Genomic DNA, 24,048 nt, shown 5'->3' with positions numbered 1-24,048 from the left:
TGCGCGAATGGGTGGCGCTTCCTGATCTAGGAGTGGCCGGCCTGCGCGCCAAGATCGATACCGGGGCCAGTACCTCCAGCCTGCATGCCACCGAGATCGAGCCCTTCGAGCGCGACGGTGAGCAGTGGGTGCGCTTCAATGCCCACTTGGGCAGTGTGGTGCAGTTGCGTCACCGGCGCTGCGAAGCGCCGCTGGTGGCGATGAAAACCATTAAAAGCTCCAACGGCCAGGCCCAGGTGCGCTATGTGATCAGCACCACCCTAGCCCTGGGGGATCGCGTGTGGCGGGTGGAATTTACCCTCGCCTGCCGCAAGGCCATGCGCTATCGCCTGCTGCTGGGTTCCAAGGCCCTGATCGACGGCCAGTTGGTGGTCAATCCGGGCATCAAGTACGTACAAGACAAACCGGTGTTCCCGGTATCCACTACCTCTGCCACAGGTGTTGCATGAAGATCGCTGTGCTGTCGCGTAACCCGCGTCTGTATTCCACTCGTCGTCTGGTCGAGGCCGGCACCGAGCGTGGCCATGAAATGGTAGTGGTCGACACCCTGCGCGCCTATATGAACATCGCCAGCCACAAGCCGCAGATCCACTATCGCGGCAAGCCCCTGGAGGGCTTCGACGCGGTGATCCCGCGCATTGGCGCCTCGGTGACGTTCTACGGCTGCGCAGTGCTGCGCCAATTCGAAATGATGGGGGTGTTCCCCCTCAATGAGTCGGTGGCCATCGCCCGCTCCCGGGACAAGCTGCGTTCGCTGCAGCTGCTGTCGCGGCGCGGCATCGGCCTGCCCGTGACCGGCTTTGCCCACTCGCCGGACGACATTCCCGACCTGATCGAAATGGTCAACGGCGCGCCCCTGGTGATCAAAGTCTTGGAAGGCACCCAGGGTATCGGCGTGGTGCTGTGCGAAACCGCCACCGCGGCGGAGTCGGTGATCGAGGCCTTCATGGGCCTGAAGCAGAACATCATGGTCCAGGAGTACATCAAGGAAGCCGGCGGCGCCGACATTCGCTGCTTCGTGGTGGGGGACAAGGTGATTGCGGCAATGAAACGTCAGGCCAAACCAGGGGAGTTCCGCTCCAATCTGCATCGTGGCGGCAGCGCCAGCCTGATCAAGATCACCCCGGAAGAACGCATGACCGCGCTACGGGCGGCCAAGGTCATGGGCCTGAGCGTGGCGGGGGTGGATATCCTGCGCTCCAATCACGGGCCGCTGGTGATGGAAGTCAATTCCTCACCGGGCCTGGAAGGGATCGAGACCACCACCGGCAAGAACGTGGCGGGGATCATCATCGAACACATCGAGAAGAATGGCGGGCCGAACATGACCCGGACCAAGGGCAAAGGCTAGGGATCGCGTTGCCGGCCTTTCGCTGGCAAGCCAGCTCCTACGGGCGATGTGCTGCCTATAGGAGCGAAGCCCTGATCAATCCGCATCACGGGGCAGCAGCAGCCCCAATGGCAAGCGCACCCGCGCTTCCAGGCCGCCGTCGGGGCGGTTGCGCAGCTCCACATTGCCGCCATGCATGGCGGCAATCCGTTTGACGATGGCCAACCCCAGGCCGGTGCCCTTGCCACCCCGGGCACGGTCGCCACGGGTGAAGGGGTTGAAGATCGCTTCAAGCTCCGAAGGGTCGATCCCCGCACCGCGATCCATCACGCTCAGCACCACGTAAGGGGCATTGGTGTCGCCGGACACATAGGCCGCCACTTCGACTTCCGTGCCCGCGTGATTCAAGGCGTTGCCGATCAGGTTGTTGAGCAGACGCTTCATCGACACCCGACGCAGCGGGAACGGCTGGATCGGCTCCAGGCGCAGGTGCACCCGCTCTTCATTCTGGTTGTAGGGCGCTGCCACTTCGCGCACCAGATCGCTGAGATCGACCTCTTCCACCGACTCGTCGCGACCGTCGCGGATAAACGCCAGGAACTGGTCGAGGATCGCATCCATGTCCTCGATATCCCGGACCATATCGTCGGTCAGGTCGGTGTGAGCGCCCATCAATTCCAGTGACAGCCGCAGGCGGGTCAGCGGCGTGCGCAAGTCATGAGATACCCCGGCCAGCATCAGCTCCCGTTCACGCCCCGCCTGCTCCACGTCTTCGGCCATCTGGTTGAAGGCGCGATAGACCTCGGTCATCTCGCTCGGTGTGTCGCTGATGGGCAGGCGCACACTGCGCCCCTGGCCCAGTTGCCGAGCGGCGTAGACGAGACGCTTGAGGGGCTGGTTGAGCTGGCTGACGAAGATCCACGCCGAGGCGGTGGAAAGCAGGCCGATGGCCAGGAACCAGCCCAGCACGCTCCAGATCTTCTGCCCTCGCAGCGGGTGGGGATACAGCGGCACCTTGAGCCAGCCATCCCCCAGGCTCGGCGCCCGTACCCAAAGTGCCGGAGGTGCATGCATGCGCAGGCGCACTTCGGTGTCGGCACCCAGTTCAGCCTGCATCTGCCGCTGATAAATCTCACTGTAGGGCCAGTGCTGCTCGCCGGCCGGCACGCCGCTGCCCACCACCTTGATCAGCCCTGCGGCCTCGGCGATCTGGTCGCGGTTGGATTCGTCGGCGGCCCAGTAGGCGCGCAGGGTCAGGGCCACACCGTGGCTGTATTGCCGGTCCACCAGCACGTCCTCGTTCATCAACAGATAAACCAGGGTCAATGCCTTGGAAAACAGCACCACGATCAGCACCAGCCACAGGGTGCGGGAGAAGAAACTCTGGGGGAACCACAACGGGGTTTTCATAACAGCCAATACACACTTTGCAGGAGCGACTCGCGCTCGCACAGTTGCGGAATGCGAACGCCCGGGTCGTTGCCGGCCCGGGCGTTCGCTCCTACAAATCACCTATCACTTGGTCGCGGTGCCATCCGGCACGAAGACATAACCCACGCCCCAGACGGTCTGGATATAGCGCGGCTTGGAAGGATCGGGTTCGATCATCCGCCGCAGGCGGGAGATCTGCACGTCGATGGAACGCTCAAGGGCATCCCACTCGCGGCCACGGGCCAGGTTCATCAGTTTGTCCCGGGTCAGCGGTTGGCGGGCGTTCATCACTAGCGCCTTGAGCACCGCAAACTCACCGGTGGTCAGCATGTGCACTTCATCGCCACGCTTGAGCTCGCGAGTGGCCAGGGACAGTTCGTAGTCACCGAAGGTCACGCTTTCGTCTTCGCTGCCCGGCGCACCCGGCACCGGAGCCGACTGGCGACGCAGCACGGCCTTGACCCGAGCCATCAGCTCGTCAGGGTTGAACGGCTTGGCCAGGTAATCGTCGGCGCCCAGTTCCAGGCCCTTGATGCGGCTCAGTTCGTCGCCCTTGGCGGTGAGCATGATGATCGGGATCTGGTTGTTGGCGCTGCGCAGGCGGCGGCATGCGGTCAAGCCGTCTTCGCCGGGCAGCATCAGGTCGAGAACCACCAGATTGAACACTTCGCGACCCAACAGACGGTCCATTTGCTCGGTGTTCGGTACAGCACGGGCACGGTAGCCCTTGCTGACGAAGAAACGCTCCAGCAGGCTGCTCAGACCCGGATCGTCGTCAACAATAAGAATTTTTTCGCCTTCAGCAGTTTGTGCAGTGCTGCTCATTGGATGCTCCTCTAATCTCGGTGCGCATTATGGCGTAGCTGCCGTTATACGCACCGTGTGCATTGTTAGCAGATTTTTCCTCTATCGCCAGCAAACCCGCTGTCGGCCTGAGGCTGGCGATCACCCCGCAACGGCTAACGCTGGGTATAATGCGCCGCCTTTTGTGTTGGGCAATATCTGATCAGTACGACTTCGGCCGGTTTATTTATTTGTCTGGGCCGGCAGTATTTTTTCGATTTCACGGGTCAACAGGCAGCCTTTTGATCCAGGTGGCGGCGCGGGCCAGGCCGCTCAACCAGACTCGCCGGGCCTTATTTTCGTGCCCGCGGGCCTGCTTTCACACATTTGTCAGGTGGTTTTATGGACAGCATCAACAGCCGCATTGCCGAGGAACTCGGCGTACGCCCACAACAGGTCGAAGCGGCCGTCGCTCTATTGGATGAAGGCTCCACCGTGCCCTTCATCGCCCGCTACCGGAAAGAAGTCACCGGCAGCCTCGATGACACCCAACTGCGTCATCTGGAAGAGCGCCTGCGCTACCTGCGAGAACTCGACGAACGGCGGATCAGCATCCTCGCCAGCATCGAGGAACAAGGCAAACTGACCCCGGAATTGGCCCGCGACATCAAACTGGCCGACACCAAGACCCGCCTCGAAGACCTTTACCTGCCCTATAAGCAGAAGCGCCGCACCAAGGGCCAGATCGCCCTGGAAGCCGGCCTCGGCGAACTGGCGGACGGCCTGTTCAACGACCCGAACCTGGCCCCGGAAGCCGAAGCCGCCCGCTTCGTCAACGCCGAGAAAGGCGTAGCCGACGTCAAGGCCGCCCTGGAAGGCGCCAAGTACATCCTCATGGAGCGCTTCGCCGAGGACGCCGGCCTGCTGGACAAGCTGCGCAACTTCCTCAAGCAGGAGGCCACCCTCAGCGCCCGCGTGGTCGCCGGCAAGGAAGAGGAAGGCGCCAAGTTCCGCGACTACTTCGAACACGACGAACCGCTGAAAAGCATGCCGTCGCACCGCGCCCTGGCGATTTTCCGTGGCCGCAACGAAGGCATTCTCAGCTCCGCCCTGAAAGTCGGTGACGAGCTGCCGGGCACCATGCACCCGTGCGAAGGCATGATCGGCCAGCAATTCGGCATCCAGAATCAGAACCGCCCCGCCGACAAATGGCTCGGTGAAGTGGTGCGCTGGACCTGGAAGGTCAAGCTCTACACCCACCTGGAAACCGACCTGCTGGGCGAGCTGCGCGACGGCGCGGAAACCGAGGCGATCAACGTTTTTGCCCACAACCTGCACGACCTGCTGCTGGCCGCCCCGGCCGGCCCGCGCGCCACCCTGGGCCTGGATCCGGGCCTGCGCACCGGCTGCAAGGTGGCGGTGGTGGATGCCACCGGCAAGCTGCTGGATCACGCCACGGTCTACCCGCACGTACCCCACAACAAGTGGGACCAGACCCTGGCCACCCTGGCCGCCTTGTGCGCCAAGCACGCGGTGGACCTGATCGCCATCGGCAACGGCACCGCCAGCCGCGAGACCGACAAGCTGGCCGCCGAGCTGATCAAAAAATACCCAGCCATGAAAATGACCAAGGTCATGGTTTCCGAAGCCGGTGCATCGGTGTACTCGGCCTCGGAACTGGCGGCCAAGGAATTTCCGGACCTGGACGTGTCGATCCGTGGCGCGGTGTCCATCGCCCGCCGCCTGCAGGATCCACTGGCGGAACTGGTGAAGATCGACCCGAAATCCATCGGTGTCGGCCAGTACCAGCACGATGTGTCGCAGCTGAAACTGGCCCGCGGCCTGGACGCCGTGGTCGAGGACTGCGTGAACGCCGTCGGCGTCGACGTCAACACCGCTTCCGTGGCCCTGCTGGCGCGGATCTCCGGCCTCAACGCGACCCTGGCGCAGAACATCGTCAGTCACCGCGACGAACACGGTGCCTTCAAGACCCGCGCCGCGCTGAAAAAGGTCGCCCGCCTGGGTGAAAAGACCTTCGAACAGGCCGCCGGCTTCCTGCGCGTCATGAACGGCGACAACCCGCTGGACGCCTCGGCGGTCCACCCGGAAGCCTACCCGCTGGTGCAGCGCATCGCCGCCGACACCGGCCGTGACATTCGCTCGCTGATCGGCGACAGCGGCTTCCTCAAGCGCCTGGACCCGAAGAAATTCACCGACGAAACCTTCGGCCTGCCCACCGTCACCGACATCCTCCAGGAACTGGACAAGCCCGGCCGCGACCCGCGTCCGGAGTTCAAGACTGCCGAGTTCCAGGACGGCGTCGAAGACCTCAAGGACCTGCAACTGGGGATGATCCTCGAAGGCGTGGTGACCAACGTCACCAACTTCGGCGCCTTCGTCGACATCGGCGTGCACCAGGACGGCCTGGTGCACATCTCGGCGCTGTCGGAGAAGTTCATCAAGGACCCGCGTGAAGCGGTGAAGGCCGGCGACGTGGTCAAGGTCAAGGTCATGGAAGTCGACATCCCGCGTAAACGCGTGGGCCTGTCGATGCGCATGAGCGACACCCCGGGCGAGAAGATCGACGGTGCCCGCGGTTCTCGTCCAGGCTCGGCGCCCCGCTCCTCCCAGGGCAATGCGCCACGCAAGGAAACCACCGCTGCCGCTCCAAGCAACAACGCCATGGCCTCGCTGTTCGCCAACGCCAAGCAGTTGAAGAAACGCTGATGCAGATCCCCGCCGGTCTGACCGAAAGCGCCTTCAGCCAATTGCTCGGTTGCCGTCTGCAACGCTTGGAAACAGGCGAGGCGGACGTCGCTCTGGAGCTGACCCCGCAGTTGCGCAATCGCGGGCAGAAGCTCCACGGCGGGGCGATCTTCAGCCTGGTGGACATTGCCATGGGGCTGGCCTGTTCCAGCACCCACGGCTTTGACCAGCAGAGCGCCACCATCGAGTGCAAGATCAACTACATCCGCGCCGTGGCCGAGGGCGAGGTGCTGTGCCGGGCCAAGGTGATCCACCCCGGCCGCCGCACCCTGGTGGTGGAAGCGGATGTGATCCAGGGCGACAAACTGGTCGCAAAAGCACAAGGCACCTTCGCGGTCCTATAGCTGCCTGCCCTCAAATTGGGTTAATTTCGGCGCTGCGAAAGCGGCGTCGGGGTTTTCTTGCCCGCGCTGAAGCCAGATTCAAGGATGGAGTGTTGGCGTTTCCAGGCGAGTCGGCTTGACTCAAAAACAAGGCGAAAACGCCAGTTTTAACTTCACCCTTGTAGACCGTCCTGCCCACCCCCATATTGGGGCGACTGACGCGTGAAGGAATCCAACTTGAGCGAACTTCTCAACCGCCGCCTGGCTCTGCTCGGCGAGCGCGCTAACCTCTCCCTGCTCGAGCAGTGCCTGCACGGTATCGAACGTGAATGCCTGCGTGTCACCGGCGAAGGCCGCCTGGCACAGACCCCGCACCCGGAAGAACTGGGTTCCGCGCTGACCAACGAACAGATCACCACCGACTACTCCGAGTCGCTGCTGGAATTCATCACACCGGCCCTCGCGGACCCGGCGGACACCCTGGCCAGCCTCGACAAGATTCATCGCTTCGCCTACAGCAAGCTCGGCAACGAGTACCTGTGGAGTCCATCGATGCCGTGCCCATTGCCGGCCGAGGAAGACATCCCGATCGCCTATTACGGCACCTCCAACATCGGTCAGCTCAAGTACGTGTACCGCAAGGGCCTGGCCCTGCGCTACGGCAAGACCATGCAGTGCATTGCCGGCATCCACTACAACTTCTCCCTGCCGGAACAGCTGTGGCCGCTGCTCAAGGACGCGGAAGGCTTTGTCGGCAGCGACCGTGACTACCAGTCCTCGGCCTATATCGCGCTGATCCGCAATTTCCGTCGCTACAGCTGGCTCTTGATGTACCTGTTCGGTGCCTCGCCGGCCCTGGACGCGGGCTTCCTGCGCGGCCGTTCGCACCAGCTGGAACAGTTGGACGCCGAAACCCTGTACCTGCCCTACGCCACCAGCCTGCGCATGAGCGACCTGGGCTACCAGAGCCAGGCCCAGGCCGGCCTGACCCCTTGCTACAACGATCTGAACAGCTACACCGACAGCCTGCGCAAGGCCGTGGCCACGCCTTACGCGCCTTACGTGGAGGTCGGCACCCACAAGGATGGCGAGTGGGTTCAGCTCAACACCAACATCCTGCAGATCGAAAACGAGTACTACTCCAACATCCGCCCCAAACGCGTGACCTACACCGGCGAACGGCCGATCCAGGCGCTGATGGCCCGGGGCATCCAGTACGTCGAAGTCCGTTGCCTGGACATCAACCCCTTCCTGCCCCTGGGCATCGATGTCCAGGAAGCCCGTTTCCTCGACGCCTTCCTGCTGTATTGCGCCTTGAACGACAGCCCGCTGTTCGAGAACAACGAGTGCGGCAACGCCACCTCGAACTTCCTCGCCGTGGTCAAGGAAGGCCGCCGCCCGGGCCTGCAACTGCAACGCCGGGGCCAGCCGGTGGAAATGAAAGAGTGGGCCGCCGAACTGCTGGAGCAGATTGCGCCGTTGGCCGCCCTGCTCGACCAGAGCCACGGCAGCGACGTGCACAGCAAGGCGCTGGACGCCCAACTGGCCAAGGTCAAGGACTCGTCCCTGACGCCTTCGGCCCAGGTGCTGGCGGCCATGAGCGAACACAAGGAAAGCTTCAGCCAGTTCTCCCTGCGCCAGAGTCAGGTGCATGCCGAGTACTTCCGCAGCCAGCCCCTGGCCAAGGAAGAACAAGCCGCCTTCGAAGACGCGGCGCGCAAATCCCTGGAACAGCAAACCGAGCTTGAGCAAAACGAAGTGGGTGATTTCGACGTGTTCGTCGGCGCCTACCAGGCCAGCATCCTGGCCATCAGCAACTAGATCCGTGGCGAGGGAGCTTGCTCCCTCGCCACAATAGCCTGCGGGCCAGGCCCACGAATTTCCCCTCATAAGCTAATGCAAATAAGTTATTTATTTCTGCATTCTTAGATCATTTAGTCTCCTCCCACGCCGATCACCGGCCGCCTATGAGGAGCACCCCCATGAAGCTGCATTTCCCCCTTCGCCTCCTGGCGGCCGCGTCCCTGGCCGCTGCGAGTTTCTTTGCCCAGGCGGCCGACGTTACCGTCGCCTATCAGACCACCGTCGACCCGGCCAAGGTCGCCCAAGCCGACGGCAGCTATGAAAAAGCCACCCAGGCCAAGATCAACTGGCGCAAATTCGATAACGGTGCCGACGTCATCGCGGCCATCGCTTCCGGCGATGTGCAGATCGGCTACCTGGGCTCCAGCCCGCTGACCGCCGCCATCACCCGCAAGGTGCCGGTGGAAACCTTCCTCATCGCCACCCAGATCGGCGCCGCCGAAGCCCTGGTGGCCCGCGACGGTTCCGGGATCAAAAGCCCTCAGGATCTGGTCGGCAAGAAGGTCGCCGTGCCGTTCGTTTCCACCGGCCACTACAGCCTGCTGGCGGCGCTGAAACACTGGAACATCGACTCCTCGAAAGTGCAGATCCTCAACCTCGCGCCACCGGCGATCATTGCCGCCTGGAAACGCGGCGATATCGATGCCACCTACGTGTGGGACCCAGCCCTGGGTGTGGCCAAGGAAAACGGCAAGGTGCTGATCACCTCCGGTGAGCTGGCCAAGTTCGGCGCGCCGACCTTCGATGCCTGGATCGTGCGCAAGGACTTCGCCGAGAAGCACCCGGAAATTGTCACGGCCTTCGCCAAGGTGACCCTGGATGCCTATGCCCAATACCGCAAAGACCCGCAAGCCTGGCTGGCCAACCAGGGCAACGTCGACAAACTGGTGAAGCTCTCCGGGGCCAAGGCCAGCGATATCCCGCTGCTGCTGCAAGGCAACGTCTACCCACTGGCCGCCGATCAGGTGGTCAGCCTCGGCGCCCCGACCACCAAGGCCATCACCGACACCGCGGTGTTCCTCAAGGAGCAAGGCAAGGTCGAGGCGGTACTGCCGGACTACGCCCCTTACGTCAGCGCCAAGTTCATCACTGAATAACCCGCGACCGGACAGGAGATAGCCGTCATGGCCTTGCTACAACTGGAGCGCATCAGCGCACAGTACCCCGGCGCCGCCGAACCGGTGCTGGCGGATATTTCCCTGACCCTGGGGCCACAGCAACTGCTGGTCGCCCTGGGCCCCTCCGGCAGCGGCAAGACTTCGCTGCTGAACCTGATTGCCGGGTTCGTCGACCCCAGCGCCGGGCGCATCAGCCTCGACGGCGTGCCGGTCAAGGGCCCCAGCGCCGAGCGTGGCGTAGTGTTCCAGGACGACGCCCTGCTGCCCTGGCAGGACGTGCTGGCCAATGTCGCCTTCGGCCTGGAGCTGGCCGGAGTAGCTCGAGACCGGCGTGAAGCCCGGGCTCGGGAGATGCTCGCCCTGGTGGACCTTGCCGGTTTCGAAAAGCGCCGTGTCTGGCAGCTCTCCGGTGGACAGAAACAGCGTGTGGGCCTGGCCCGCGCCCTGGCCGCCGACCCGCGAGTGCTGCTGATGGACGAACCCTTCGGTGCCCTGGATGCCTTCACCCGCGAGCAGATGCAGGAGCTGTTGCTGCAAGTCTGGCGCCGCACCGCCAAGCCGGTATTCCTGATTACCCACGACATCGAAGAAGCGGTGTTCCTGGCCACCGACCTGATCCTCCTGGCCCCCAACCCGGGGCAGATCGTCGAACGCCTGAACCTGGACTTCGGCCAGCGCTACGCCGCCGGCGAATCGGCGCGGGCGATCAAGTCCGACCCGTTGTTCATCGAAACCCGCGAACACGTGCTGTCCCGGGTGTTCTCCCAACGCAGCGCCACCCAGCAGCAGGAGCGCCCATGAGCAGCTACGAGATTCCCGCCACCGCCACCCGCGATGCCAACCCGAAAGCGCCATTGCCGGTGCGCCGCAGCCTGAGCACCCGCTGGATCAGCGTGCTGACCCTGATCATCCTGCTGGCCCTGTGGTGGGCGGTGACCGCCACCGGCCTGATCGAACCGCTGTTCCTGCCGCCACCGGCCGCCGTTCTGCAAAAAGGTTGGTTGCTGGCCACCAGCGGCTACATGGATTCCACCCTCTGGCAGCACCTGGCGGCAAGCCTGCAACGCATCGGCCTGGCCCTGGGCTTTGCCGTGCTGACGGCCATTCCGGTGGGCATCGCCATTGGCGCCAACCGCATCGCCCGTGGCGTGCTGGACCCACTGATCGAGTTCTACCGGCCGATACCGCCACTGGCCTATCTGCCGCTGATCGTTATCTGGTGCGGCATTGGCGAGCTGTCCAAGGTGCTGCTGATCTACCTCGCCATCTTCGCCCCGATCGCCATCGCCACCGCCACCGGCGTGCGCACCGTCGACCCGGCCAAGCTGCGCGCCGCCCAGTCCCTGGGCGCGACCCGGGCGCAGTTGATTCGCCACGTGATCCTGCCCAGTGCCTTGCCGGACATCCTCACCGGCGTGCGCATCGGCCTGGGCGTGGGCTGGTCGACCCTGGTGGCGGCGGAGCTGATTGCCGCCACCAGTGGCCTGGGTTTCATGGTGCAGTCCGCCGCGCAATTCCTGGTCACCGATGTAGTGGTGCTGGGGATACTGGTGATTGCCCTGATCGCCTTCGCCATGGAGATGGGCCTGCGCGCCCTGCAACGCAAGCTGGTGCCCTGGCACGGCCAATCCCACTGACAACAACAGATCCCCCTCTCCTATGTAGGAGCCGGCTTGCCAGCGAAGAGGCCCGCAAGCCTCATACCCGCCTCTCGGCTGCCTTCGCCGACAAGCGGAACACCTCGCGGCCGGCTCCTACACACAGCGAATACGAGAACGACCATGAGCCTGACCCTCACCCCTTTAAGCTCCGCCCTCGGCGCCCAGATCAGTGGCGTCGATATCAGCCAGCCGCTCAGCGTCGAGCAGCGCGATGCCATCGAGCAGGCACTGCTCAAGCACCAGGTGCTGTTCTTCCGCGACCAGCCGATCAACCCACAGCAACAGGCGCGCTTTGCCGCCCACTTCGGTGACCTGCACATTCACCCGATCTACCCCAATGTGCCGGACCAACCGCAAGTGCTGATCCTCGACACCGCCGAAACCGACGTGCGCGACAACGCCATCTGGCACACCGACGTAACCTTCCTGCCGACCCCCGCAATGGGCGCGGTGCTCAGCGCCAAGCTGCTGCCGGAATTTGGCGGCGACACGCTGTGGGCCAGCGGCATCGCCGCCTACGAAGCCTTGTCCGAGCCGATGAAGAACCTACTGCAGGGCCTGACCGCCACCCACGAGTTCATCAAGTCCTTCCCTCTGGAGCGCTTCGGCAACACCCCCGAAGACCTGGCGCGCTGGGAGGAAACCCGACGCAAGAACCCACCGCTGTCGCACCCGGTGATCCGCACCCATCCGGTGAGCGGACGCAAGTCGCTGTTCGTCAACGACGGCTTCACCACCAAGATCAACGAACTGTCCGAGAGCGAAAGCGCAGCCATCCTCAAGCTGCTGTTCGCCCACGCCACCCGCCCGGAATTCACCATCCGCTGGCGCTGGCAGGAAAATGACGTGGCGTTCTGGGACAACCGCGTGACCCAGCACTATGCGGTGGACGACTACCGTCCACAGCGCCGAGTCATGCACCGCGCGACCATTCTTGGGGATGTACCGTTCTTTCGCTGAAACGCGGGGGATGCAGCAAGCCCCGGCCCCGCTGAGCGAGGTCGGGGAAGGCTGGCTATTTCACGCTGGCGGGAGCTTTCTTCTTGCGATTGCCGATATGAATCGCCTGGCCATTCACCGACAGGGCGGCTTCATGCAGGGCTTCGGACAGGGTCGGGTGGGAGAACACCATCATCCCCAGGTCTTCGGCGCTGGTGCCGAACTCCATGCCGATCGCGCCTTCCTGGACCAGTTCCGCAGCGCCCGGTCCTATCACATGCACCCCAAGTACCCGGTCGGTGCCCGCATCGGCAATGACCTTGACCAAGCCGGCGGTGTCGTTGGCCGCCATGGCGCGGCTGCTGGCGGAGAAGGGGAAGGTGCCGATGTTCAGCTCGATGCCCTGGGCCTTGAGGGCCTGTTCGGTCTGGCCGACCCAGGCGATTTCCGGGTGGGTGTAGATCACTGACGGGATCAGTTCGTAACTGAGCGGATGGTGATGCCCGGCAAGGCTCTCGGCCACCATCACCCCTTCTTCCGAAGCCTTGTGCGCCAGCATCGGGCCGCGTACCACGTCACCAATGGCGAACACCCCGGGCACGCTGGTCAGGCACTGACCGTCGACGTGGATGAAGCCGCGCTCATCCAGCTGTACGCCACTGTCAGGCGCCAACAGGTCGGTGGTCAGGGGCCGACGACCCACGGCGACGATCAGGCGGTCGAAGGTCTGCTGCTTGTCTTCGCCGGCCTCGCTGAGGCTGACCTTGACGCTGTCGCCCTGCACTTCGGACGCCGTCACCCGGGCACCCAGACGGATATCCAGGCCTTGCTTGCCAAGGATCTTCTGCGCTTCCTTGGCGATCTGTACGTCCACTGCCGGCAGGAAGCTGTCGAGGGCTTCGAGTACCGTCACTTCGGCGCCCAGGCGGGCCCAGACCGAGCCCAGCTCCAGACCGATGACACCGGCGCCGATCACCCCCAGGCGCTTGGGCACGCTGGTGAATTCCAGGGCTCCGGTGGAGTCGACGATCACCTTGTCCGTCAGCGGCGCGGCGGCGATATCGATAGGCCGTGAGCCGGGGGCGAGAATGATGCTGGTGGCGCTGATGCGCTGGGTGCTGCCATCGGCCGCGGTGACCTCCACTTCCTTGTTGGCCAGCAACTTGCCGTGACCTTCCAGCAGGGCCACGCCATTGGCCTTGAACAGCGAGGCGATGCCGCCGTTGAAATTGCGTACTACGCCGTCCTTGCGCGCCAGCATGGCCGGCACGTCCATCTGCGGATTGCTGATGCCGATGCCGTGCACCTCGAAACCGTTGCGCGCCTCGTAATAGTGATGGGAGCTGTCCAGCAACGCCTTGGAGGGAATGCAGCCCACGTTCAGGCAGGTGCCGCCCAGAGCGGTCTTGCCGTCCTTGCCCTTGTAGCGCTCGATACAGACCGTCTTCAGTCCCAGTTGCGCAGCTCGGATCGCCGCGACGTAGCCGCCGGGACCCGCGCCGATAACGATCACATCGTATTTTTCACTCATTGATTGCCGTCCTTTGCACAGACAAAATCGACCACGGCTCCCATGGTCGCGTTGTCCTTGAGAATTTTCAGGTGGCCAAGCCCTCGGGTTTGCAGGACTTGCCGGTGACGCAAGCCTTCAGCGAAGGTTTGCAGGTCATCTGCCGGGACTTCCTGATCCTGCTGGTCATGCACCAGCAGCACCGGGATATCCACCTGGTGGCCATAACGACTGACCGCCAGGCTGCTCATGTCCTTCTGATAGCGTTGCTCAACCAGAAGTTGCATGCGTTGTCTGACGTCATCGTTGATCCACAGAAAGGCCGCAAAACGCCGTACGACGTTTTCGATGTCGGCCGGCGCGGCAACCAGTACTGCACGCTGGAAGTCCTTGCCGACCGGGATGCTCAAGGCATACCCGGCGGCAGCGCCGCCCAGGGAATGCCCGATCACCGTATCAAACGGCCCCAGTTGTTTCTGCACCTGATCCAGCATGCTGACGAAGGTCGGCAGCGAGGCTTGCCGGCCACCGCTGCCGCCATGGCCGATGCAGTCGAAGGACAGCACTTCACAGCCCTCCTCCAGCAACAGCGGAATAAGGTACTGCCACTGGGTACTGGCGCCACTCCAGCCATGCACCAGCACCACTCGCCGGCGGACCTGTTGCGGGGTCCAGCGGAAGCAACGCAGCCGCCCTTCCTCGGTGTCCAGGTCCTGCACCGTGGCGCTGGGCAGCGTCAGCGGAAAATGCTGGCGCAGCCGTTGCGGTGTGGTGAACATCTTCAGCGCCCGCACCGCAGCACGCCGAGGAAGCAGCCGCGACTCAATCCAGAAACTGCAACGCAGCAGCCCCAGAACCCCGTTATAAATGCCCTTGAAGAGCATTTTCCTGAAGCTGCGGCGCCGGCCCTTGGCAGGTGCCGACGGTTGCTCTTGGGTCGCCATCTTCCTTCCTCATCGACTACAGGGTTCAAGCGTTGGCTTACAGCTTCACCATGTTGAAGTCCAACTTGCTCACGCCACATTCCGGGCAGGTCCAGTCTTCGGCAATGTCGTCCCAGGCGGTGCCCGGAGGCACCCCCGAATCGGGATCGCCAAGCCGTTGATCGTAGATCCAGCCGCAAATCAGGCACATCCACAGGCCGGACTCGGCCACAGCGTTTTCAGCATAGGTCGTCATGGGTGGTTAACCATCATCAAAGGGTTGTGCGTTGTTCTCATGCGCTGGCCTGAGCCACTTCGGCCACCTTGATGTTCTGTGCCAGGAACTGCGCCACCTGCTCCACCACTGCAGCATCGGAGAGGATGCGCACGTGGCCGAGCCCGGACACCGGCTCCAGCTTCGCCCAAGGCATCAGCGTGGTGATCTGCTGCGCCTCGCAGAACGGCACGATCGGGTCGTTGAGGTCATGCAGCACCAGCGTCGGCAGTTGCAGGGCATTGCCCAGCGCCGGGATGTCCCAATGCTGGACCGGCACACCATTGCGCTTCCACAGTTCGCGGTGCATGGCATCGACGATTTGCGGCTTGAGCTTGAGGTAGCCATTGGCCCAGCGCTGGATCACCACCGGCAGATTGGCCGGCGAACCCAGCAGGCACAGGGCCTTGATCCGATGGGTCTCGGCCAGTTCGGCCAGGGCACCGGTGGCGGCGATACCGCCCAGGGAGTGAGCGACGATCCCCACCACATCGCCCAGGGCGACAATGGCCGCTTTCACCGCATCCTTGAACTCGGTCATGGTGCTCAGCGAACCCGGCGAGATGCCGTGGGCCGGAGCATCGAAGGTTGCGACCTTGAAGCCCTGGCGCTGCAGTGCACGAGTAAAGGAGTACAGGCTGCGACTGTCCGCCCCCCAGCCATGGACCAGGAGAATGGTCTGGTCGCCCGTGCCCCACTGGTAGCCATGGGGAACGCCCGCAATGCCCTTGATATGGAAACGCTGGGCGCCCAGGGGGCTCATTTCCTTGTCCGGCTGTTTGATGTATTCCCGGGTATAGCCGAACAGGTCCGTGGCCTTGGCGCCGGCGGTGTCCACCGAGAGTGTCCCCAGCACGCCCATGTAGCTGCGCAGCATTTGCTGCTTCAGGGTCAGCGGGCTGTTGGCCGCCTTGGCGCCTGGCGTGCTCAGGTCCCCGGTCGCCTGGGCCGGCTGGTCAAAGGACTCATAGAAGCCATTGACCGGGTCGTACAGGTGGCAATTGCGCGCCACGTGCCATACATCCTGCACGGTCATGGGCTTCTCGCGGACCATGCCCGGGAAGGCGGTCTTCAGCGCTGCCTGGGCTTCGGGCAGGTTGTAGTGGGGAATGATCGGCGCCACGTGGTGCGCGGTGTGCACCGAAATGTAGTGAGTCAGGAACAGCAACCACTTGGGGTACATGTAGTCAGTGGTCAGCAGCAGTCGGCTGCTGTTGAAGCTCCAGTGCTCCTTGGTCAGGAACGGAGTCTCATCGCTGATGTGATGCATCATGGTGGTCAGGCTGAACCAGGCATGGGTCGCCAGCCACGGGGCGACGAAGTACAGGAACAGCCCGGTGAAGCCGGTGAAGTACACCAGGGTCGGCAGGTAGATCAGCGCAGCCACCACCATGAACAGGATCGAACGACGCACTTCGTTGCGCGCTTCGAGCTTGTGGAACATCGACGGGCGAAAGCCCGAGTGACGCTGGTAGTTGACCGTGCCCAGCCAGAACAGCCAGGTGCGGGTGCTGCTGTAGACCAGCTTGTCCCACCAGGGCATGGCGTCGTATTGCACGCGCAGTACCGGGCGCCAGTCGACGTCCATTTCCAGGTTGTTGGTGTTGGCGTGGTGCATGTTGTGCATGTGGCGCCAGCCGTGGAACGGGTACAGCAACGGCAGCAAGGCGATATGCCCGAGGATGTGGTTGAAGCTGCGATTGCGCGAGAACGAGTTGTGCCCGCAATCGTGAGCCACACAGAACAAGCCCCAGCCGCCCAGGCCCGCCACCAGCCACAGCGGCAGGTAGAACATCCAGTGCACGTGGGCGACCGCCACTATCGCACCGATGTAGAGCATGTAGCTGACGACGAAGCTGAGCATCCCGCGCCATACCCGAGGCTGATACAGGTGCTTGGGGATTGCGTCAGTCAGACGCAGGCCTTCGATCTCCTGTGAGCGTCGGAGCAGGTCATTGAATTTATCGTTTTTTTGCGAAGGCATCTGTGCAATGGCCATGGCCAAGCTCCTGCGAAGTCAAACTTCGGATGTGGTCAGTTCGTTGGCCAGGTATTTGGACAAGTCATCGATGCTGGAGTATTCGAACAGCAGGGCCGGGGACAGGCGCTGCTCCATGAACTTCTCCAGGTCGCCCGCCACCTTCACCGCCACCAGCGAGTCGAGGCCGTAGGACTCGAAGCTGCGGGCGGTATCGACCTGGGACGGATCGATCTTCAGCAGCGCACCCATTTTCTGCACCAGCCAATGCTTGATGCTCTCTTCGTTGAGTTCGACCGCCGCCTGTTTTTTCTCCGAGAAGCTCAGAGTGCTCAGCAAATTGGAAATGAAGTTGGCCATAGGATCTTCCTTGATGAGTAGGATGGTTTACAGATCAGACGATCCCGTTGCTCAGGATGCGGCCTGACGCTTACGGACTTTGTCGATCATTGCCTGGGACGGTGAACGCAGGTCTGAGACCAGTCTCAGCTTGCCCATTAACGCCAGTGTCCAGCCCGACAAGTCGGGCTCCCACCAATGCACGCCATGCCGGTACCAGGCAGGGAATGCGTGGTGATTGTTTTGCAGCCCCTCGCCAAAGGTGAGGAACGCGACAATCCAGTTGTTGGTGCTCTGGTCGTGGGTCACGAACGGCCGGGCGCCATAGCGGTGGCAAATGGAGCCCACACACCAGGCCGCCTGGTTGGCAACGAAGATCCGCGCCAGGCCGCCAAAAATCAGGCCGCTCCAGGCGCCGGACCAGCTCTGGGTGACCAGGCCGCCAATGATCCCCGGCAGCACCACGCCCAGAGCGACCCAGAACAGGTAGGTCTGGTTGTAGAAGAACAAACGACGGTCACGCAGGATGTCGGGGGCGAAGAAGTTCCAGCTCGACATGTCCGGCGCCAGCATCCACGGCATGTGCGCATGCCACAGGCCCTTGGCGCGCTCCAGGCGGCTCTGGCCCATCAGGTTCGGCGAATGCGGATCACCGTGCTGGTCGCTGTAGGTGTGATGCCGGCGATGGGTGGTGACCCAGAACAGGATCGGACCCTGGGCCGCCATGGAGCCGGCGATCAGCATCAGGCTGCTCATCAGGCGCGAGGTCTTGAAGGCGCGATGGGCCAGGTAGCGGTGATAGCCCATGGAGACCCCGAACATCTGGATCGCGTAGAACACCCCGAAGAGGATGAAGTCCAGGGCGTGCACCTGACCGGTGACCCACAGGCGGATCGCCTCGAAGGCACCGAACAGGGGAACCAGCATCACCGCCAGCGCAATGCGCGCCTTGGTTCTGGCGGCTGCCGGACTCAGCTGCGCGACCCCGTTGATCTCTGGAGTTGCTGTGGTTGTGAGGATCTCGTCCATGAATAGCTTCCTGTGAGGTAAGTACCGGCAATCAGCTTTCTGTAGGTTCTGCAGCGGCGGGCGCACCAGGACGCTTCACGTCCCAAGCCAGACCGCACAAGGCCAGCAACTCGATGAACCAGCCACCGATGTCCAGCTGCCAGGGCTTGAGCCCGGCGTGAGCCAGCGCCGGAAAGGCGTGGTGGTTGTTGTGCCAACCGCCGCCGACCGTTGGAATCGCCAGCCAGAACACATTGCGGCTGGTGTCCCGAGTCGGATGGTCACGGCCGCCGACCCGATGGGCGAAGGAGTTGATGCACCAGGTGGCGTGGTCCACCAGGAAGATCCGCACAAAACCGCCCCACAACAGGCCACTCAGTGCGCCTTCCCAACTGCGGGTAATCAGCCCGCACACCAAGGTAGGAAGCAGCAGGCCGAGAATGATCCACAGGTAGTAGCGCTGGTTGATCTGCATGATCAGTCGGTCGCGAATCAGGTCGGGAACGAACTGGCTCCAGTTCTGCTTTCTCAGGCTGAACAGCCAGCCCAGATGGGCGTGCCACCAGCCTTGGATATTGCCGACAAAGCCTTCCTTGAGCGGACGCGGCGAGTGCGGGTCGCCTTCCTTGTCGGTGAAGGCGTGATGCTGGCGATGGGTGGCCGCCCAGAACAGGATCGGGCCCTGGGCCGCCATCGAACCGGCGATACCGAACAACGCAGTGACCACCGGGCCGGCCTTGAACGCATGGTGGGAAAAGAAGCGGTGCATCCCCACTTCCACCCCCAGAGCGGTCAGCAGGTACATGCTGGCCAGCGCAGCAAATTCCAGCCAGCCAATGCCCTGCTGCCAGGCCAGGACCAGAGCGACCACGGTGCCCACCGCCGGCACACCGACGGTCAGCCAGGCCAGTTGACGCTCGCGATGACCGGTACGGTCGATATGAGGATTCATGGCCGTCATGACAGAGCATCCGTAGGGGTTTTAAGGGGTTGTGCCGAGGCCGCTGCAGCCGAACGTCCGGCTCCGTAACGCGCCAGGCTGTCGTTGAGCAGGGCCTGCCGGGTGGCCTGACGCTGGACCTTGCCGCTGGTGGTCAGCGGGATGCCGCCCATGGGCGCCAGATGGATACGCGCCGGGGACACGCCAAACTGGCTGACCAGGGTGCTGGTGATCAGCTGGCGCAGTTGTTCCTGCTGGGCTTCGTCGAGCTTTTCGCTGCGCTTGATCTCGACCACGATCGCCAACTGCTCCTGCTGGCCGTTATCCACGCCCACCGCCACACAACCATTGCTGCGGATGCGCGGGTCTGCGCTCTCGACCGCCAGCTCCAGGTCCTGGGGATACAGGTTGCGACCGGCGATGATGATCAGATCCTTGAGGCGGCCGGTGACGAACAGTTCATCCCGATACAAGGCCCCCAGGTCGCCGGTACGCATGAAGTGTCCGTCGACGCCCGGCAACTTGGCGCGGAACACTTGCTCGCTCAACACTTCCTTGCCCCAGTAACCGGCCCCCACGTTGTCGCCCTGGACCCAGATCTCACCGATCTGGCCGTCGGCGACCGGCTGCAGGCTGACGGGATCGACAATCGCCAGGCGCAAGCCCGGGGCCACCCGTCCGCTGCTGACCAATGGCAGCGCGAACCCATCCTCGGCGTCGACAATGGCCAAGGTCCCGGTGGCGAGCTGGTCCCGATCCACCTGGGTATTGAATGCCGGTTCGTCATGGGGTTTGCCCGAAACCAGCACCGTCGCCTCGGCCAGCCCATAGCAGGGGCCCAGGGCCGCAGGGTTGAAGCCGGCGGCGGCAAAGCGCTCGGAGAAACGCGCCAGGGTGCTTTGCCGGACCGGTTCGGCCCCACAGTAGATGGCCTTGAGCTTGCTCAGATCGAGGGCTGCCAGCTCGTCATCGGTGATGTTTTCAACACACAGATCAAAGGCGAAGTTCGGCGCGATGGTGACGTCGGCGCCATACCTGGACACCGCATCCAGCCAGCGCAATGGCCGCTGGACAAAATGCCCGGGGCTGATGAGCACGGTGGGAAAGGCGTCGTAGATCGGCTGCAATATGCCGCCCATCAGGCCCATGTCGTGATAGGGCGGCAGCCAGCTGCAGCCCACGCGATCCTTGGCCTCGCCCATCCATTGGCTGGCGCTGCGGCAATTGCTGTAGAGGTTGGCGTGGGTCAGCATCACGCCCTTGGGCGCGGAGGTGGAACCCGAGGTGTATTGCAGCAGGGCCAATTGACCGGGGGTCACAGCCTGCCCCTGCCAAGATGAATTCTCTGTGGCCAGCTCTTGCGGATCGACCCATTGCGGCGCGGGCACATCACCCTGCAGCAAGGCGTTGACCCGCTCCTGGGAGCGCATGAAACGCGAGCTGGTCAGCACGATCTGCGGATGGGCGTCGGCACAGATCAACGCCAGACGCTCCAGGCCTCGGGTCCCCACTGGCGGGAAAGCGGGAATCGCCACCGCACCGGCCAGGAACAGACCGAACAGCGAAACGATGTAGTCGATACCGGTCTCGAACAGCATCAGCACCCGTTTTCCCCGGGGCTCGAAAATCTGCAGCGCCGCGGCCAATCGTTGACTACGCTGCCACAGTTCGGCGTAGCTGATGGGCGCCTCCTCTTGCTCGCCATCGAGCAAGTGAATAAAGGCTGTCGCATCAGGTTGAAGCCAGGCGCGATAAGCCAGTACTTCGGTAACCGAACTTAAACATTCGATTCCCAGGGTGCCGGCCAGCGCCAGATCATCCACTGCTAGATGCGCCGAGAAGGTTTGATTGACATCATTTAGATAATCACGAGGCACGGCGTAGTTCATTCAAAATCCTTTTTAAATGGAGAGCCATATATTGACCTAATGGTCGTTTATTATTTTCAGCACTAAGGAACCGAACAAACGCCCCTAAGAAGGGGAGCTCTTACTAGGCAGTAGACAAGATGTCATTTTATTGACAGAGCGAAGCATTCACTTGATGAATGCATTTTTTCTTATATGTCCCACTGGGAATAGCGTGGGCAGAGAAAGTTAGATTTGGACGCGTTGAGAAGTCTGCCATCAGCTTGTATATTTTGCTAATGCACAAATGGACACTTACAGGGAGAAAATGGACATGGATGTGCTCACGTTGATCGCGCTGGAAGGAGCCATGGGGTCAAGTGTGGCGATCACCCTGGATGTGCTGCGTACTGCCAACCAGGTCGCCGAAGTCATGGGACGCCCCACCATTACCTGGAAGATCATCGGCAGCAGTGAGTCCGTACGAATGCGCAATGGCATGCGCCTGGATGCACTGCCGCTGGACAAGGCCCAGACCATTGAAGGCAGCATGCTGGTCATCCCTGGGCTGGGGCTGGAAAACACCCAGGAGCTGGATTTCTTTGGCTGTCGCCGGGAAAAGAGGCAGCCGGGCCTCAGTCAGTCCACCGAGCTCATTGACCGGCTCGGGCACAACGACATCCGCAAGCTGAGCAAGCTGGTGCAAGAACATCACCTGCGCGGGCAAGAGACTGCGGCGTCCTGCTCGGCGGTTTTCGTTCTGGGGGAGGCAGGGATTCTCGAGGGCCGGACCGTCACCACTCACTGGCAACTGTACGACACCTTCAAGCAGCGATATCCCGAGGCGATACTCGACACAAAGCGCATGCTTATTCATGACGGAAATATGATTACTGCAGGCGCAGGCATGTCGCAAATGGACCTGATGCTCTATGTACTGCGCAATAAGATGGGCAATCAAATTGCCGAACTGACCATGCGCTATCTACTGATAGATGGTCGACCTGCGCAATATCACTACATGGCCCTATCCAACTTACAAACAGAAAATCGCGAAGTACTGATGCTGGAGAAGTTCATCGAGGACTGCCTGCCCAACGTTCCGCCATTGAGCACCATTGCCGAGCATTTACGGATCACCGAGAAGACCTTATCGCGCAGAATCCGCAGCGCCACGGGTAAGCCGCCCATGGCCTTCATTCAGAAAGTTCGCCTGCAACATGTTCAAAGTTTATTGGAAACTACCAATATGAGCATTGAAGAAGTTGCCTTTAAAGTGGGCTATTCCGACGCGACGGCACTACGTCGATTGATGTGGAAGAGCATGGGCTGCACTCCGAGCCAGTTGCGCAAGGCCAGGTCCGGCCCACCGATCATCTAATCAGCAAGCACTGGAGCCATCACTTCTCATCCTCGGCCGTGCCTGGTGCGGCCGGGGGAACCTTGCACAGCGGCACCAGCAACAGCGCCACCACGAACATCATGGCCATCAGGCGAAATACATCGCCAAACGCCAGGGTCAGGGCTTCACGCCCCACCAATCTGCCGAGAATGCCCTGGGCCATCAGGAATGCGTGGCTGGAGTCGGGAGTATCGGCAGCGATCTTCAGGGCCAGTTGCCCCATCAGTTCCTGGGCCGCAACAGCCTTGGCACCCAAAGATTCCGACAGACGCAGCACCTGGGTTCGGGCGTCGTCCTGCAGCCAGGTATTGACCGTTGCGATGCCAATGGCGCCTCCCAGGTTGCGCATCAAGTTGAACAGACCGGAGGCCTGACGCAATTCGACGCCCTGGAAAGAACTCAAGGCCATGTTCACGCTGGGAACGATGCAGAGCATCAGGAACAGGCCCCGGGCAACTTGAGGAACCAGCAGCTCATCGAATCCCCAGTTGGACGTGACCCGGGAAGTCAGCCACAGGCTCAGTGCCAGTCCCAGAAAGCCCATCGAGATGATCAAGCGACGATCAACCTTCTCCGAAGCCCGGGCGGCAATGATGGTACTCACCAGTTGCCCGATCCCCACGACGAAAACCGTGGTGCCGATTTCCAGGCTGTCGAAGCCCCGCACACGCCCGAGAAACACCGGGACCAGATAAGTCGAGGAATACAGGCCGAAGCCAATCACCAGATTCAACAGGCAAGCAATGGAAAAGGTCCGGTCGCGAAAGGGCACCAACGACACAATCGGATTATTCGAATACAGCGAGCGCTCAATAAACAAACCAAAGGAGACAATGGAAACCCAGGCCGCAATGACAATCGCGCTATCGCTGAACCAGTCCTTGCGCGGCCCCTCCTCCAACACGTACTCGAAGCAACCCAATGCCAGGGCCATGGCCACAAAGTGCAGCCAGTCGATACGCCGCAACATCGACAGATCGGGACGATCCACATCGATCAGCAGCGCAGCGCCAATACAGATCAGCAGCCCTGGCAGCACGTTGATAAAGAAGATCCAGCGCCAGTCCAGGTAGAAGGTCACCAACCCGCCCACCGTGGGGCCCAGCGTCGGCGCCAGCACCGCGGTCATGCCGAGAATGGCCGGGACCATCGCCCGTTGCTTGCCCTCGAACAACACGAAACCCACGGCAAACACCGTAGGCACCATGGCCCCGCCGGCGAAGCCCTGCAGGGCCCGCAATACAATCATCGACTCGATGTTCCAGGCCATCCCGCAGCCAATGCTGAACAGGGTAAAGAATGCCGCACTGGCAGAGAACAGCCAGCGGGTGGAAATCGCCTGGGCGAGGAAGGCCGAGAAGGGAATCATGATCAGTTCGGCGATCAGATAGGCGGTCTGCACCCAGCTCACTTCATCAGGACCGGCACTGAGTCCGGCCTGCACATCGTTCAGGGATGCCGCCACGATCTGGATATCGATCAACGCCATGAACATGCCAAAAGCCATGATGGTGAAGACCAGAAACTTGCGTCGGGTGGACTGTTGACCAGGCTGTGCGCCTGCGTCAGGGAGGTCGGATACGCTTGTCGTCACGGTAGGTACTTCCCTGTAG

At 62.4% G+C, this 24,048-nt stretch carries 21 protein-coding genes; 10 read left to right on the top strand and 11 right to left on the bottom strand.

Going from position 1 to position 24,048, the window contains the following annotated elements; all coding sequences use genetic code 11:
* Positions 1–32: 32 nt before the first annotated feature.
* A complete protein-coding gene (locus tag P7C00_RS01895; RefSeq protein ID WP_374046134.1) occupies positions 33–449 on the top strand; it encodes an ATP-dependent zinc protease in 417 nt (138 codons plus the stop codon).
* Positions 446–1,351, top strand: coding sequence for a 30S ribosomal protein S6--L-glutamate ligase (gene rimK / locus P7C00_RS01890; protein WP_007931744.1), 906 nt, complete (start codon positions 446–448; stop codon positions 1,349–1,351). Before P7C00_RS01895 ends, rimK begins: the two co-directional genes overlap by 4 nt.
* A 75-nt stretch (positions 1,352–1,426) precedes the next feature.
* On the opposite strand, the gene P7C00_RS01885 is transcribed toward rimK, so the two are convergent.
* Positions 1,427–2,740 (bottom strand): ATP-binding protein, encoded by a 1,314-nt coding sequence (locus P7C00_RS01885; RefSeq protein WP_123724213.1) that lies wholly within the window; start codon positions 2,738–2,740, stop codon positions 1,427–1,429.
* Positions 2,741–2,845: 105 nt separating this feature from the next.
* A complete protein-coding gene (gene ompR / locus P7C00_RS01880; protein WP_016966992.1) occupies positions 2,846–3,586 on the bottom strand; it encodes a two-component system response regulator OmpR in 741 nt (246 codons plus the stop codon).
* 360 nt (positions 3,587–3,946) lie between these two features.
* Between ompR and P7C00_RS01875 the strand changes: the two genes are divergently transcribed.
* From P7C00_RS01875 to tauD, 7 genes are all read left to right on the top strand, one after another.
* Positions 3,947–6,271 (top strand): Tex family protein, encoded by a 2,325-nt coding sequence (locus P7C00_RS01875; protein WP_346634122.1) that lies wholly within the window; start codon positions 3,947–3,949, stop codon positions 6,269–6,271.
* Positions 6,271–6,654 carry a PaaI family thioesterase gene (locus P7C00_RS01870; RefSeq protein WP_011058654.1) on the top strand — a complete coding sequence of 128 codons (384 nt, stop codon included), beginning with the start codon at positions 6,271–6,273 and terminating at the stop codon, positions 6,652–6,654. Before P7C00_RS01875 ends, P7C00_RS01870 begins: the two co-directional genes overlap by 1 nt.
* A 216-nt stretch (positions 6,655–6,870) precedes the next feature.
* The gene (gene gshA / locus P7C00_RS01865; protein ID WP_346634121.1) at positions 6,871–8,454 is read left to right on the top strand and encodes a glutamate--cysteine ligase; all 1,584 of its coding nucleotides are present in this window, start codon (positions 6,871–6,873) and stop codon (positions 8,452–8,454) included.
* 161 nt (positions 8,455–8,615) lie between these two features.
* A complete protein-coding gene (gene tauA, locus P7C00_RS01860; RefSeq protein WP_404938045.1) occupies positions 8,616–9,593 on the top strand; it encodes a taurine ABC transporter substrate-binding protein in 978 nt (325 codons plus the stop codon).
* Positions 9,594–9,620: 27 nt separating this feature from the next.
* Positions 9,621–10,415: a taurine ABC transporter ATP-binding subunit gene (gene tauB / locus P7C00_RS01855; protein WP_346634119.1), complete on the top strand. Its 795-nt coding sequence runs from the start codon at positions 9,621–9,623 to the stop codon at positions 10,413–10,415.
* Complete coding sequence (gene tauC, locus P7C00_RS01850; RefSeq protein WP_404938044.1) at positions 10,412–11,251, top strand: taurine ABC transporter permease TauC; 840 nt, start codon at positions 10,412–10,414, stop codon at positions 11,249–11,251. Before tauB ends, tauC begins: the two co-directional genes overlap by 4 nt.
* A gap of 144 nt (positions 11,252–11,395) precedes the next feature.
* Positions 11,396–12,235, top strand: coding sequence for a taurine dioxygenase (tauD, locus tag P7C00_RS01845; protein ID WP_404938043.1), 840 nt, complete (start codon positions 11,396–11,398; stop codon positions 12,233–12,235).
* Between the two features lie 55 nt (positions 12,236–12,290).
* On the opposite strand, the gene lpdA is transcribed toward tauD, so the two are convergent.
* From lpdA to P7C00_RS01805, 8 genes are read right to left on the bottom strand one after another with little or no spacing between them, the layout of a single operon-like run.
* Positions 12,291–13,745, bottom strand: a complete 1,455-nt coding sequence (gene lpdA, locus P7C00_RS01840) for a dihydrolipoyl dehydrogenase (protein WP_404938042.1) — start codon at positions 13,743–13,745, stop codon at positions 12,291–12,293.
* A complete protein-coding gene (locus tag P7C00_RS01835; RefSeq protein ID WP_346634115.1) occupies positions 13,742–14,668 on the bottom strand; it encodes an alpha/beta fold hydrolase in 927 nt (308 codons plus the stop codon). The genes lpdA and P7C00_RS01835 overlap by 4 nt, the downstream gene beginning before the upstream one ends.
* Before the next feature lie 37 nt (positions 14,669–14,705).
* A complete protein-coding gene (locus P7C00_RS01830) occupies positions 14,706–14,903 on the bottom strand; it encodes a rubredoxin (protein WP_123724223.1) in 198 nt (65 codons plus the stop codon).
* A 37-nt stretch (positions 14,904–14,940) separates the two neighbouring features.
* Positions 14,941–16,920, bottom strand: a complete 1,980-nt coding sequence (locus P7C00_RS01825) for an alpha/beta fold hydrolase (RefSeq protein WP_346634114.1) — start codon at positions 16,918–16,920, stop codon at positions 14,941–14,943.
* Between the two features lie 18 nt (positions 16,921–16,938).
* Positions 16,939–17,259 (bottom strand): acyl carrier protein, encoded by a 321-nt coding sequence (locus P7C00_RS01820; protein WP_123724225.1) that lies wholly within the window; start codon positions 17,257–17,259, stop codon positions 16,939–16,941.
* Positions 17,260–17,310: 51 nt separating this feature from the next.
* Complete coding sequence (locus P7C00_RS01815; RefSeq protein WP_346634113.1) at positions 17,311–18,267, bottom strand: acyl-CoA desaturase; 957 nt, start codon at positions 18,265–18,267, stop codon at positions 17,311–17,313.
* Positions 18,268–18,298: 31 nt separating this feature from the next.
* Positions 18,299–19,207, bottom strand: coding sequence for a fatty acid desaturase (locus P7C00_RS01810; protein WP_346634112.1), 909 nt, complete (start codon positions 19,205–19,207; stop codon positions 18,299–18,301).
* Positions 19,204–21,075 carry a fatty acyl-AMP ligase gene (locus P7C00_RS01805; protein WP_404938041.1) on the bottom strand — a complete coding sequence of 624 codons (1,872 nt, stop codon included), beginning with the start codon at positions 21,073–21,075 and terminating at the stop codon, positions 19,204–19,206. The genes P7C00_RS01810 and P7C00_RS01805 overlap by 4 nt, the downstream gene beginning before the upstream one ends.
* Before the next feature lie 292 nt (positions 21,076–21,367).
* Here P7C00_RS01805 and P7C00_RS01800 point away from each other — a divergent pair, with 292 nt between their 5' ends.
* The gene (locus P7C00_RS01800) at positions 21,368–22,414 is read left to right on the top strand and encodes a helix-turn-helix domain-containing protein (RefSeq protein ID WP_346634110.1); all 1,047 of its coding nucleotides are present in this window, start codon (positions 21,368–21,370) and stop codon (positions 22,412–22,414) included.
* A gap of 19 nt (positions 22,415–22,433) precedes the next feature.
* On the opposite strand, the gene P7C00_RS01795 is transcribed toward P7C00_RS01800, so the two are convergent.
* Positions 22,434–24,029, bottom strand: coding sequence for a DHA2 family efflux MFS transporter permease subunit (locus P7C00_RS01795; protein WP_404938040.1), 1,596 nt, complete (start codon positions 24,027–24,029; stop codon positions 22,434–22,436).
* Positions 24,030–24,048 lie beyond the last annotated feature (19 nt).

The organism is Pseudomonas sp. JDS08PS003 (assembly GCF_045013505.1).
Classification (GTDB): Bacteria; Pseudomonadota; Gammaproteobacteria; order Pseudomonadales; family Pseudomonadaceae; genus Aquipseudomonas; species Aquipseudomonas protegens_B.
Note: the sequence above shows the minus strand (reverse complement) of the source record. Positions and strands in the feature narration are given on the sequence as shown.